The following is a 13769-nucleotide window of genomic DNA, read 5'->3' as shown; positions in this document are numbered from 1 at the left end:
TTGTCCCACCAAGTTAGAAGTCAGGTTCCCAGTCCACTTCAATTAAACGATTTTCGCGATCAATATTCTTAACTACGTCACCGTCTACTAAAGGGATTAATCTTTCTTTTTTACCAAAACCGTCGCGAGCATTTGCTTTTACTTGCAACACGTCGTTAGAACCAGTTTCCATTAGCGCATCTACATGCCCAAAATGGTAACCTTTAGTGTTCTTAACTTCCATGCCGATAAGCTCACGCCAATAAAAGTCATCATCGCCAAGTTCTTCTAGCTGCTCTTCTTTTACCAAAATTTCACTACCAGTTAAACGCGCTGCGTCATCACGGTCTTCAATATCGGTAAAGCGTGCTACAACACCTTTGCCATGTGTGCGCCATTGCGCTACTTCTACTGTTGTTACTTTACCGCCTGCAGATAACTGCCACGGCGAGTAATTAAAAATGTTCTCTGGTGTTTCAGTATAGGTAGTAATTTTCACCCAACCTTTAATACCATAGGGTGCGCCTACGCAACCTAGTAATACATTGTCGGTTTGATTACTCACTAGTTACCCTTAAGCCGCTTTTTGAGCGTCTTTAATTAATTTTGCTACACGGTCTGAAGCTTGAGCGCCTTGGCCAACCCAGTGTGCAATACGGTCAAGATCAAGACGTAAAGTCTCTTCTTGGCCACGTGCTAATGGGTTAAAGAAACCAACTTTCTCAATGTAACGACCGTCACGAGCGCAACGGCTGTCAGCTACTACTACCTGGTAGAAAGGACGCTTCTTAGCGCCACCACGTGTCAAACGAATGGTTACCATAGGTAAATATTCCTCTAAAGTGTTTGAAATTAAGTCTTATAAAAGTTGACCTAACTTCAAAGTGTTAATCTGAATGTTTTCTCAACCTCACTTCAATAGCGCAACGCATAAGCGTTTCGCTCAAAAATAAGGCTAAATAGAACGCACCCCAGATTAGAAAGCCCGCAAATTATACGCGAATAGTGCTTGAGCGCAAGTCATGTTGATCACATATTCTCTGTCGCAGGCATAAAAAAGCCGCTTGATTCAGCGGCTTAATTTAATGAGTAGGTCTTTTAACATGTTATCTTGGGGGCATACCGCCAAAACCGCCGCCACCCATACCTGGGGGCATCATGCCTTTCATGCCGCGCATCATTTTTTGCATGCCGCCTTTACCAGACATTTTTTTCATCATTTTTTGCATTTGCGTAAATTGTTTCAACAACTTATTTACGTCTTGGATTTGTGTGCCTGAGCCCGCTGCAATACGGCGCTTACGCGAACCTTTAATAATTTCAGGTTTGGCACGTTCGCCTGGTGTCATTGATGAAATAATCGCTTCCATTTGGTCGGTCATTTTATCATTCATTTGATTTTTAACGGCGTCAGGTACATTACTCATGCCAGGTAATTTATCCATCATGCCCATCATGCCACCCATGTTTTTCATTTGAGCAAGCTGATCACGGAAGTCTTCAAGATCGAAGCCTTTGCCTTTCTTAATTTTCTTTTCAAGTTTTTTGGCTTTATCAACATCGACTTTTTGTTGAATATCTTCGATAAGCGATAAAACATCACCCATGCCAAGAATTCGAGACGCTACGCGATCGGGATGGAAAGGTTCTAACGCATCAGTTTTTTCACCAACACCTAAGAATTTGATTGGTTTACCCGTGATATGACGGATAGATAGCGCAGCACCACCTCGTGCATCACCATCAGTTTTCGTTAAAATAACACCGGTTAATGGCAAGGCATCATTAAACGCTTTCGCTGTATTTGCCGCATCTTGACCCGTCATGGCGTCAACAACAAACAGTGTTTCTACGGGGGTAATAGACGTGTGTAAATCGATGATTTCATCCATCATCTCGCCGTCTACGTGTAAACGACCCGCGGTATCAACGATAACAACATCGATAAATTTCTTTTTCGCATGAGCAATTGCGGCGTTAGCAATATCAATAGGCTTTTGCGAAATATCAGATGGAAAGAATTCAACTTCAACTTCATCAGCTAAGGTTTCAAGCTGTTTAATCGCCGCTGGGCGGTATACGTCAGCACTTACAACTAATACTGATTTTTTCTCACGTTCACGCAAGAACTTAGATAATTTTGCAACCGATGTTGTTTTACCAGCACCTTGTAAACCCGCCATCATAATGATTGCAGGAGGTTGCGCCGCTAGGTTTAATACTTCATTAACCTCACCCATTGCTGATTCAAGTTCAGCTTGAACGATCTTAACAAATACTTGACCAGGACTAAGGCTTTTAGTTACTTCAGTACCGACTGCACGTTCTTTCACTTTTTTAATGAATTCGCGAACAACAGGCAATGCAACGTCAGCTTCTAATAATGCCATGCGCACTTCGCGCAGTGTTTCTTTAATATTGTCTTCTGTTAAACGGCCACGACCACTGATATTTTTCAGTGTGGCGGAAAGACGATCGGTGAGGTTCTCAAACATAAGAAAATAAACCAACTAAAATTGAGTTTTAAATAATTGCCGCCATTATAGCCTGCACTCGCAACAAACAGCTAGTACTTGCCTAATATTCATGTGATTGAGTGATAAAGCGCGGAAAATTCATGCGCTATTTAAATAATACGGTCTTTTTACCGTTCATATCACCACGAATAAATGTCGTTTTGGGTTGGGTAAAATCTATCATTAATACTTCGCCCTTTTCACCGTTTTTAATCGATGTATCTATTGCAATGATGCTATTGTCGAAACGCGTTTCGACTTTTTCCATCGACGTATGACCAACGACAATCCTATCAGCGTCAAGTGCTTTTAATACGCTACTCACGGCTTGCTGAGTAAGCATCGGATCGATAAAATAACCACGATACCAAATGGGACCAGTGCGGCCGAACAGCGTTTGCTGTGGAGTTTGCGCTTTAAGAGCAGTGCGGGATTCGCCAATTGATGATCGCATTATGTGATTTGCTTGTTCCAACGGCATGTTCAAGTCAATGAAATCTTGATGAATACCGCCGTGTAAAAATACATGTTTATTAATGTTAATAACCGTGGATTTACTACGCAACCAACGCCCTAATACGGTTGTTTCATCAAATAATGTTTTCAAATCGATATTCATTTGACTTAGCGTATATTTATATTTTAGATGAATATATCGTTCATCGCCTCGCAATACCATGTACTCGTGATTGCCCAATAAATAATGAACTTTGCCACCAGCGATGTTCGCCTGTTGTTCTAATTTATAAACCAACCAAAGCGCTTGAGTGACCGTATCACCCCGATCAAAAATATCTCCTGTAATTACAAGGTGGCCGTCAGAAAAGCTCCAATTCAAGTCATCGTCAATAACGCCATTTTTGTTTAATAGTTGCTTAAATATGTCAAATTGACCGTGAATATCACTGATGGCAGCGATTTTACGAACATTATTAAATGTATCGCTTTTGTTAATAACATATCGTTGATTTGCAGGTATAGAGCCTTGATATGGATGCGTAGTATGCATACCGTTGATAATGTTATGCTCAATCAATGGATAAGGTGAGTTCTTATTTTTGGCGTTAATTAGATATGGACCGTCATTATATTGATATGTGTCATCGGATTTACTGATGAACTGGTTTGCGACACGGCCTTCACAATAACAACAAAAAAGTAGGGAGCAAGCAACAACTGCCTGCCAAATAAGCTTATACATTTACTAATAACCTGTTGTGTTTTCAGCTAGATTAACAGTATCTGACCAGCCAGTTGTGACTGTACATTTTGAAGTGTTTTTTGCTTGTACTGGAGAGTCTATTAATCCAAATACTAATAATAACGTGACAAGATATTTGATACATTAACGGTAATTGTAGCTAACGGTCATTTATTCCCTGCCGCTAGTTATATACAGATCTACATCATCAGAACCGCCAGAAATAGTCACTGTCATTTTCGACGTGATATATTTACTATCTTGTAATATGCAAGCCACAATTAGTAAATCATTACAACTTAGGCCATGGCAGTTCATTGGGGGCATTTATTTCTGTCAACCAATTTGAAATACCATCTATTACCCATGTTGGTTGTGCTGTGAACTCGAACACTTGCCCGTTGAGTTCAAATTGTAATTGCCATGCATGCAAAAACCCGACATCACCTTGATGTTGCGGATAATATCGAGGATCTCCTAGAATAGGCGCACCAATACTTTTCATAGCGACACGTAGTTGATGGGTTTTTCCGGTATGAGGCTTGAGCACAAAACCTCGAATACCAGCTGCGACAGAAAAGCTAAAGAATTGAGTCACAGCAGGATTATCGTTACTCTTTAGCAACAAATAACTGCCATTGCGCCCTTTTTTCATATCACCTTTAATTAAACCTTGTTTCTTTTTAGGCTTCTTATCTGAAATAGCGAGATAAAATTTGCTAATCGTTCGAGACTCAAAAAGCTCACCAAATTGAGCAGCGACCTGAGATGATTTTGCCATGAGTAACAAGCCACTGGTCATCTTATCTAAACGATGAACAGGAAAAAGCGCTATATTGCCTAGCGCTTGAGAGACTTTAGCCACGATACCTAAACCACTGTCACTGCAATGAAAATCTATGTTGTTATGTTTATTAATTACCAAAAAATCATCATTATTCTCAATGATGTCAAAATCACTATGCATTTATATGTTTGCCTTTAAATCTATTACACATAAGAAAAATTATTGGTGTGTGTCCTATTTCAAACATTTTACACAATTTAAGTTGCGTCGTTGTTCAATTCAAACTAACCTATAGTGATAATCATTATCATTTCGGTTAATCAAGGAACGTTACTGTAAACTCATTATGAATCAATCAACGGCTAATACCTTAATTCCAGCTATACGCAGCATACAATATAAGCGATTGTTTATTCCGCTATGTTTACTCAGTTTATTGATGTCTGACGTATTACGACCAATTATTATTCAGTCGTTAAGCGATGCGTTTTTACAAGTTACTGTGTTTGTCGCCGCAACCCTAGGTATTTACTACTTCTTACTCGATAAATTCCCCCAGCTTGATCTCAGCTATGTCAGAGAAAAATCGCCCCATTTAGAGGTGCCAGTCGCGGCTATTTTAGGTGCTCTGCCCGGGTGTGGCGGCGCCATCATTGTTGTTACTCAGTTCACTAAAAAACAAGCAAGTTTTGGCAGCGTCGTTGCCGTCTTAACCGCGACGATGGGAGACGCCGCTTTTCTGTTACTCGCCACTCGCCCACTCGAAGGCGCTATTATACTGATTATGGGGATTATTGTAGGCATAGTTTCAGGAATTATTGTTAATGCAATACATCCCGCCGATTATTTACAGCCATCAAACGTAAAAGAGAATAACGTTCACCAACCCCATTCATCACCCAACGCCCAGCGTCTCAACAGAACCTTTTGGCGTGTTTGGATGATACCAAGTCTGTGTATTGGCATTTTACTCGCCTTCCAATATGACTTCGACGAGCTGGCAGTTCAACTAAGCGAATATATTGCCTATTTCGGAGCAATAGGCGCACTGTTCGTCGTCTTTAGTTGGGCACTGTCATCAAAAGGGGAAAATTACCAGCAATTTGCTGCAGAAGATGCACCTAATATTCCTTATTCTAAATTTAACAAAATCATGCAAGACACACATTTTGTCACTACTTGGGTAGTGGTTGCCTTTGTAGTATATGAAGTGATCATGACCGTATTTGCAATAGATTTAGGTGCGTGGTTCATCCACTACGGATTTTTAGCACCGCTAATTGGCTTGCTCATTGGTTTATTACCCGGCTGCGGCCCACAAATCTTAGTCACTACGTTATACATTAACGGCATAATTCCGTTTAGCGCATTAGCAGCTAACGCTATTTCCAACGACGGCGATGCCCTCTTTCCAGCAATTGCACTCGCGCCCAAAGCCGCTGTTGTGGCGACATTGTATTCTGCAATTCCGGCGTTGATTGTTGGTTATGGAGTTTATTGGTTGGGGTAGTTCAATCAGTTATACCAATTGCATTAAGTAAGTGATCTTGTTGTACTTGTTAAAATCAGCTAAAACAAGGCGCTCGATTGACTAATAGCTGGCTATTAGGATTGAGAGCAACGCCATTTTAGTTAATTTTAACAAGTACAAGTGGGCAAATATTTAATCCATATATGGTATTAATTGGATCTACCCTGCTGATTACTTATTGAAAAGGCACTCACCAGTAAATCGTTTATACCAATTTGATTAAGTTTGTGATCTTGTTTTGCGAAGGAAAAACAAATGAAGGCAAGGCGCTTGATTGAGCAATAGCTGGCTATTGGGATTAAAAGCAACGCAACATTCATTTTATTTTAACCAGCAAAAGTGGGCAATAACTTTGTCAACTTGGTATTACTTTCTTCATCCTTTGAAATAAAAAATCCAGCCTAGTTACCTAAGCTGGATTTTATTAACAAGCGAATTTAGTTAGACAACTAAATCTTAGCGTGAAGCTCTTGAACAGATGTTACCGTTGAACGGTCATCAGCTAAGATTGAATCACAAGTCGCTAGTGCGGCGTTCATTGTTGTGGTGTAGCTCACTTTGTAACGTAATGCACCTGCGCGAAGCTTACGTGAATCGGTGATTGCTTGACGGCCTTCTGTGGTGTTTACGATGTACTCGTATTCACCGTTGGTGATGCGGTCAAGAATGTGTGGGCGACCTTCGCTTACTTTGTTTACCAAGCGTGGGTTGATACCTGCTTCACCTAATACAACTGCAGTACCGTGTGTTGCATCTAGCTCGTAACCTAAATCTAGTAGTTTTTGAGCAAGCTGTGCAACGCGACCTTTATCACTTTCACGTACAGAGATTAGCGCACGGCCTTTTCTTGGTACATTTGATTGTGCACCGAGCTGCGCTTTAGCATAAGCTTCAGCGAATGTCTCACCAACACCCATGACTTCACCAGTCGAGCGCATTTCTGGGCCTAAGATTGGGTCAGCACCGTGGAATTTGTTAAACGGTAATACGACTTCTTTAACACTGTAGTAAGGCGGTACAACTTCGGTGGTGAAACCTAGCTCTTTCAGTGATTTTCCAGCCATTACTTTAGCAGCAATCTTAGCTAGTGGTACGCCAGTCGCTTTTGATACGAATGGAATGGTACGCGCTGCTCGTGGATTAACTTCAATCATATAGATCTCGTCATCTTTAACGGCAAATTGCGTATTCATTAGACCAATTACACCTAGCTCTAGTGCCAGTTTACGTACCATTTCACGTAATCTGTCTTGAACATCTTGAGACAGCGTGTATGGCGGCAATGAACAACCAGAGTCTCCTGAGTGAACACCTGCTTCTTCGATGTGCTCCATGATGCCGCCAACAACTACGTCAACACCGTCACATACCGCATCAACATCAACTTCGGTTGCGTTATCTAAGAAACGGTCAAGAAGAATTGGCGAATCGTTAGATACGCTTACAGCAGCAGTCATGTAACGACGTAAATCTTGCTCGTCGTATACAATTTCCATGGCGCGGCCACCAAGAACGTATGAAGGACGAACAACCAATGGGAAGCCGATGTTTGCGGATTCTACAATCGCTTCTTCTGTACTGCCGACCGTTTGGTTCGTTGGCTGTTTAATGCCTAGACGTTCAATCATTTGCTGGAAACGTTCACGGTCTTCAGCGCGGTCAATTGCATCTGGTGATGTACCAATAATTGGTACGCCAGCCGCTTCTAACGCTCGTGCTAGTTTAAGTGGTGTTTGACCACCATACTGAACGATAACGCCTTTTGGCTTTTCAATACGAACAATTTCGATAACATCTTCAAAGGTAACTGACTCAAAATATAAACGGTCTGATGTGTCGTAATCGGTAGAAACGGTTTCAGGGTTACAGTTAACCATGATGGTTTCATAACCTTCTTCACGCATCGCCATTGCCGCGTGAACACAACAGTAATCAAATTCGATACCTTGACCGATACGGTTTGGACCGCCACCGATAATCATGATTTTTTCTTTATCTGTGACGTTTGACTCACACTCTTCATCGTAACAAGAATACATGTACGCTGTGTCAGATGAGAATTCAGCGGCACAAGTATCAACGCGCTTGTATACCGGGTGAATGTCATGGCGGTCACGTAGTTTACGTACTTCAGACTCAGCGACACCTAGTACATCAGCAAGACGTGAATCTGCAAAACCTTTACGCTTAAGCGCACGCAGGTAATCTGGTGTTAGGTTTGCCATGCCGCCGTCAGCGACTGCGTATTCTTCGTTAACGATGTCTTGAATTTGTACTAAGAACCAGCGATCAACACGGGTGATGTTAAATACTTCTTCTAGGCTCATGCCAAAGCGGAATGCATCAGCGATGTACCAAATACGGTCGCTACCAGCATTGGTTAACTCGTGCTTGATTTTGCTCATTGCCTCGCTGTCATCAGCGTCAACAATTGGGTCAAAACCACTAACACCAACTTCTAAGCCGCGCAGTGCTTTTTGCATTGATTCTTGTTGGTTACGGCCAATAGCCATTACTTCACCAACAGATTTCATTTGCGTTGTTAGACGATCTTCTGAGCCTGCGAATTTTTCAAAGTTAAAGCGTGGAATTTTCGTTACAACGTAATCGATTGAAGGTTCAAACGATGCTGGTGTTGCGCCGCCAGTGATGTCATTTGATAACTCATCTAACGTGTAACCTACTGCCAACTTGGCAGCGATTTTCGCAATTGGGAATCCTGTTGCTTTTGACGCCAGTGCAGATGAACGTGATACACGTGGGTTCATTTCGATGATAACCATACGACCAGTATTCGGACATTGACCAAACTGTACGTTTGAACCACCTGTCTCAACACCGATTTCACGTAATACCGCCATCGATGCATTACGCATGATTTGATATTCTTTATCCGTTAGCGTTTGCGCTGGTGCAACAGTGATAGAGTCACCAGTGTGAATCCCCATTGGGTCAAAGTTTTCGATGGTACAAACGATAATACAGTTATCGTTTTTATCACGTACCACTTCCATCTCGTATTCTTTCCAACCGATTAACGACTCATCGATTAATAACTCGTTAGTTGGTGATAGATCTAAACCACGAGTACAAATTTCAACGAACTCTTCGATGTTGTATGCGATACCGCCGCCAGTTCCACCCATGGTGAACGACGGACGAATGATACATGGGAAGCCAACTTTTTGTTGAACAGCGTGTGCTTCTTCCATCGTGTGAGCAATACCCGCTTCAGGCGTCGCTAGTCCGATTTTCTTCATAGCCACATCAAAGCGGCTACGATCTTCGGCTTTATCGATAGCATCGGCTGTTGCGCCAATCATCTCAACATTGTACTTTTCTAAAACACCTTTACTTTCCAGCTCAAGTGCACAGTTTAGTGCTGTTTGGCCACCCATGGTTGGTAATACCGCGCATGGGCGTTCTTTTTCAATAATTTTTTCAACAACTTCCCAGTGAATTGGCTCAATGTATGTTGCATCTGCCATCTCTGGATCAGTCATAATTGTTGCAGGGTTAGAGTTAACTAGGATAACTCGATAACCTTCTTCACGTAGCGCTTTACACGCTTGCGCGCCAGAGTAATCAAACTCACAGGCTTGTCCAATAACAATTGGGCCAGCGCCTAAAATTAGAATGCTTTTTATGTCGGTACGTTTTGGCATAATATTTAAATCCTGTCTTCTTTTTAGGCGTTAGTTATTTAGCAGCTTTGTGTGCTTCGATAAGTTCGATGAAATGATCGAACAACGGCGCAGCATCGTGTGGACCAGGGCTTGCTTCTGGGTGACCTTGGAAGCTAAACGCAGGCTTGTCCGTCAAATGAATGCCTTGCAGTGAGCCATCGAATAACGATTTATGAGTCGCTACTACATTTTCAGGTAATGTCTCTTCGTCGGCAGCGAAACCATGGTTTTGCGCAGTAATCATTACGCGACCAGTTTCAAGTTCTTGAACTGGATGGTTAGCACCGTGGTGACCAAATTTCATTTTTACTGTTTGTGCACCACTTGCTAGTGCAAGTAATTGATGGCCTAGACAAATACCAAATTGCGGAATATCAGTTTCTAAGAACGCTTTGATTGCATCGATAGCATAAGTACACGGCTCAGGATCCCCTGGTCCGTTTGATAAGAAGATGCCATCTGGATTCATCGCAAGGACTTCACTGGCAGGCGTTTGCGCAGGCACAACTGTTAAGCGACAACCGCGGTCAACCAACATACGCATAATGTTGTCTTTAATACCAAAATCATAAGCAACAATGTGATGTGGTAGCTCTTCACTTGGCGTGTCTGATGGTAAACCACCCACTAAAGACCACGTTTTCTTTGCAAATGTGTATGACTCTTTGGTGGTGACCTCTTTGGCTAAATCCATGCCTTTTAACCCAGCAAAACTATTTGCTAGTTCTTGTGCTTTCGCTTCATCGATATCACCCGCCATGATACAACCCGCTTGTGCACCTTTTTCGCGTAGCACACGAGTCAAGCGACGTGTATCTATATTCGCTATACCAACGATGCCATTGTCAGATAAGTAATCTGTTAATGATTTTTCGTTGCGGAAACTACTAGTAAGTAAAGGAAGGTCACGAATGATTAAGCCACAAGCATGGATCTGATCAGATTCTTCGTCTTGTGAATTAGTGCCGGTATTGCCAATGTGAGGATAAGTTAGAGTAACGATTTGTCGAGCGTAAGAAGGGTCAGTTAAAATTTCTTGATAACCAGTCATTGACGTATTAAAAACTACTTCACCGACTGAATGTCCTACTGCACCAATTGATGTTCCACGGAATAGTGAACCATCTTCAAGTACTAATAAGGCGGATTTACTCAAAACAACCTCCAAAAGATAATAAAAACATTCACATAAATGAATGTCTGTTTTTAGTTAAAAACGTTAGGCGCATTACTACCCAACCAAATTCGGCGTAGTATAGCTTAGCACTCTATACCTGTCTACCCTAAAACACATAAATACCTAACACGACGAACATTAAACACCAAACACTCAAAACCCTTAAACTACAACGATGAACAATAGAAATAATTGTATAAAAAAACATTTAAACAAAAAATAATAATATTAAATAACAGTTAGATAAAGTAACTACCAATTAAAACAGACACTAGTGACAACTTTATCCCCTCAAGCGAAATATCTCGTTTTTTACATAAAAACATGCGTATTCAATGAGTAAAATTAAATCAACGCCAGTAAATTTGATTACATTGTTAATAAATACACAGCATCTTTCATTTTTACCTCAGGAAAAGACACATAAACAACGGAAAACACAAACAACAGACAACATACACCCAAAACACCCTAAATAATAAAAATAGCCACAATAAAACCATAAAAACAGCAACTTAAAAACCAAAATTAAAATATTACCAGCAAAAAAAAGGGTAAAACAAGACGTAAAACATATTAGATTTATTTTAGACAAGCGATTAATTCAGACTCTGACAATTTCTTTGTTATTAATGTGGTGATACATAATGTTACATATCCCACTAATGATTTGGGATTAATTTTTTTTAAAGAACTAATATAAATTACTGTTATTTCGAAGAAATATAGAACTGCCTAATTTATGTCATAAAATTACCTCTTTAGTGTCATTGATTTTAACTTGGCATATGTTATTACTAGGTAACAATTGATTACATTCTCGAGAAAGTTAAGAGATATAAAAATGTCAATTGCCGAAAAGATACTTTTTGGTCATTTAACGCTAATTCAAAATGTAGAAAATCACACCAAAGGAAATTTGGTGAAAGTAAGGAAAAACTAATGATTGTCTCAAAAAACACTGTTAAAAATGTTGCACTAAGTTTAGTTACCGTTGCTGTATTAACAGCATGTCATTCAGGTAAAAAAGCGCGTACTGCGCCGCCTAGCCCAACGCCGACACCACCGACAACCCCAGCACCTACTCCAACAGAGTTAGGCATAAAAGTCGCGGATGGTTATTTAAAAGGCGCTTTTGTATTTTTAGATGTTAATGAAAACTCAGTGCACGACACTGACGAACCATCAGGTACAACTGGAGCGGGTGGTGTAGTGACACTTGATACGACCGGTATCGAAAATCCAGACATTTATCCTATTATCGCTATTGCGAAAAAAGCTTCAACGACCGATGAAGATACCGATGCTTTAGTTGCAAAAGATTTCTCAATGAGTACACCTGCCGGTAACACCGTTGTTAATCCGATCACGACATTAATTCAAACCAAAATTGCTGAAGCAAAAGCTGCTGGTGGAACGCTTTCACTTGCTGAGGCTGTAACAGCAGTCGCACAAGATTTAGGATTGGGTGACGTTACTTCTGAACAGTTACTAGGTGATTACTTCGATGGCAAAGCAGGCAACGACTTTAAAGAAAAGATTCACGCGATTGCACGTAGCATCGTTCAATTACTTCCAGCTGAAGCTGCAAATTTAGCAAAAGAGCTGAAAGACGCTGATGGCACTTTAGGCGAGATTGCTAAAGCAATTACTGATGCTATTGCGGCAGGTGGTGATCCAGACAAAATCACGGTTGTAGTTGGTGACGGTGGTAAAGTTGAAACCAAAATTCCAGAAGTTGAAGATGCTAAAAAGTTCGTTGCTGACGTTCGTGACTGGGGCACAACAATTGCTGACGGTTTTGATACACCAGCAAACGCATTTGCCGATAAAGCTGATGCGGCTGAAATGCTAATTGATGCTCAAGTAGATTCACTAATGGATTTGGGCAACGAAGTCCTTATCTCCGTTGAAAATGCAATGGAAGAAGGTAATTTGGAAGACCTTGCTCTTGCTGATTTTGACGGCGCAGCTGAAGGCGGAACTGTCACGGTATCTGATATCGTTGAAACTGACACAGCGATGAAAGGTAAAGTTGAACTAGATCTTATGTTTGGTACAGACAAAGTTAAGATGATGATTGACATTGACGCTGGCCCTGTAGCAGATTCAACTAAATCTAACGGTAGCCTAATATTTAGTGCAATGTTAGCCAATGCTGACGCATCTATCGAGCTAAGCGACGGTAAATTCATCGTTAAAGGTCTGCAACTTGCAGACGACGACACCGAAGAAAGCTTTAAAGATGCAACCGTTGAACTAAACGCAATATTAAAAGCAAGTAGCCTTAAAACTGATACTGGGATGTTTACAGGTAACGTTGGCGCAACTGGTAAATGGATGGAGCTCGAAGATGGTACTGGCGGCACTTTAATTCCTTCTTCTCTATCATTTGGCGGCTCATTTGGCAGTGGCGATGAAATGTTCGACGCATCGCTAATGATTACATCAACAGGTGATTACGATGTAGCAGCCGATGGTGACGTTATCGAAACTAAAGATAACTGGGTTGATGCCACAGCAGTATTAACTGTTGACGTAGCTATGGAAAACTTCGATGGCGCGAGTGCTGATATTACTATTGAACGTACTTCCGTTGACGATGGCACTATCGAAATAATGCTAATGGATGGCGATGATGCTCGTAAAGTTGTTCTTTCTGGCAGCACAGACGATGCAACAGGTCAAATTAAAGCAACTAATGCAGATAAGAGCGTTATGGTAACGGTTAAAACTGAAGGTGTTAAAGATGGCGACGACGTAGGTCAAGTTATCATCGGCGCTAAAGTAGTTGGTACCATTTCGCTAGTAGGCAATGTTCATAAGATTAAATACACTGACGGCAGTTTTGAAACTTTATTCTAGAATAAATTAAAAAAACGTTAGTTCAAA

General features: G+C 41.0%; 9 protein-coding genes. 2 read left to right on the top strand and 7 right to left on the bottom strand.

Features of this window, described 5'->3' with window-relative positions; genetic code table 11:
* Positions 1–13: 13 nt before the first annotated feature.
* The 5 genes from rimM to ACMAZF_RS07245 all read right to left on the bottom strand — a co-directional run bounded on the left by rimM (position 14) and on the right by ACMAZF_RS07245 (position 4663).
* Positions 14–544 (bottom strand): ribosome maturation factor RimM, encoded by a 531-nt coding sequence (gene rimM, locus ACMAZF_RS07265; protein WP_435276732.1) that lies wholly within the window; start codon positions 542–544, stop codon positions 14–16.
* Positions 545–553: 9 nt separating this feature from the next.
* Positions 554–802: a 30S ribosomal protein S16 gene (gene rpsP / locus ACMAZF_RS07260; RefSeq protein ID WP_435276731.1), complete on the bottom strand. Its 249-nt coding sequence runs from the start codon at positions 800–802 to the stop codon at positions 554–556.
* Positions 803–1085: 283 nt separating this feature from the next.
* On the bottom strand, positions 1086–2474 hold the full coding sequence (gene ffh / locus ACMAZF_RS07255; protein WP_435276730.1) for a signal recognition particle protein: 1389 nt from the start codon (positions 2472–2474) through the stop codon (positions 1086–1088).
* A 127-nt stretch (positions 2475–2601) separates the two neighbouring features.
* The gene (locus ACMAZF_RS07250; RefSeq protein ID WP_435276729.1) at positions 2602–3696 is read right to left on the bottom strand and encodes a metallophosphoesterase; all 1095 of its coding nucleotides are present in this window, start codon (positions 3694–3696) and stop codon (positions 2602–2604) included.
* Positions 3697–3988: 292 nt separating this feature from the next.
* Positions 3989–4663, bottom strand: a complete 675-nt coding sequence (locus tag ACMAZF_RS07245) for a TIGR01621 family pseudouridine synthase (RefSeq protein ID WP_435276728.1) — start codon at positions 4661–4663, stop codon at positions 3989–3991.
* 166 nt (positions 4664–4829) lie between these two features.
* On the opposite strand from ACMAZF_RS07245, the gene ACMAZF_RS07240 reads away from it, so the two are divergent.
* Positions 4830–5993, top strand: coding sequence for a putative manganese transporter (locus tag ACMAZF_RS07240; RefSeq protein WP_435276727.1), 1164 nt, complete (start codon positions 4830–4832; stop codon positions 5991–5993).
* Between the two features lie 470 nt (positions 5994–6463).
* On the opposite strand, the gene carB is transcribed toward ACMAZF_RS07240, so the two are convergent.
* Together carB and carA are read right to left on the bottom strand one after the other, a co-directional pair.
* Positions 6464–9679, bottom strand: coding sequence for a carbamoyl-phosphate synthase large subunit (gene carB / locus ACMAZF_RS07235; RefSeq protein ID WP_435276726.1), 3216 nt, complete (start codon positions 9677–9679; stop codon positions 6464–6466).
* A gap of 34 nt (positions 9680–9713) precedes the next feature.
* Positions 9714–10868, bottom strand: a complete 1155-nt coding sequence (gene carA / locus ACMAZF_RS07230) for a glutamine-hydrolyzing carbamoyl-phosphate synthase small subunit (RefSeq protein WP_435276725.1) — start codon at positions 10866–10868, stop codon at positions 9714–9716.
* Between the two features lie 951 nt (positions 10869–11819).
* Here carA and ACMAZF_RS07225 point away from each other — a divergent pair.
* Complete coding sequence (locus tag ACMAZF_RS07225; RefSeq protein ID WP_435276724.1) at positions 11820–13742, top strand: hypothetical protein; 1923 nt, start codon at positions 11820–11822, stop codon at positions 13740–13742.
* Positions 13743–13769 lie beyond the last annotated feature (27 nt).

The sequence above is a fragment of the Psychrobium sp. nBUS_13 genome, assembly GCF_051201665.1.
GTDB lineage: Bacteria > Pseudomonadota > Gammaproteobacteria > Enterobacterales > Psychrobiaceae > Psychrobium.
The sequence above is the reverse complement of the archived record's forward strand: the minus strand, read 5'-3'. Positions and strand labels throughout refer to the sequence as shown.

Excerpts from the sequence above, each read along its gene's own strand:
- rpsP (WP_435276731.1), bottom strand. The coding sequence starts at position 802 with ATGGTAACCATTCGTTTGACACGTGGTGGCGCTAAGAAGCGTCCTTTC.
- ffh (WP_435276730.1), bottom strand. The coding sequence starts at position 2,474 with ATGTTTGAGAACCTCACCGATCGTCTTTCCGCCACACTGAAAAATATC.
- carB (WP_435276726.1), bottom strand. The coding sequence starts at position 9,679 with ATGCCAAAACGTACCGACATAAAAAGCATTCTAATTTTAGGCGCTGGC.
- ACMAZF_RS07245 (WP_435276728.1), bottom strand. The coding sequence starts at position 4,663 with ATGCATAGTGATTTTGACATCATTGAGAATAATGATGATTTTTTGGTA.
- ACMAZF_RS07250 (WP_435276729.1), bottom strand. The coding sequence starts at position 3,696 with ATGTATAAGCTTATTTGGCAGGCAGTTGTTGCTTGCTCCCTACTTTTT.
- ACMAZF_RS07240 (WP_435276727.1), top strand. The coding sequence starts at position 4,830 with ATGAATCAATCAACGGCTAATACCTTAATTCCAGCTATACGCAGCATA.
- ACMAZF_RS07225 (WP_435276724.1), top strand. The coding sequence starts at position 11,820 with ATGATTGTCTCAAAAAACACTGTTAAAAATGTTGCACTAAGTTTAGTT.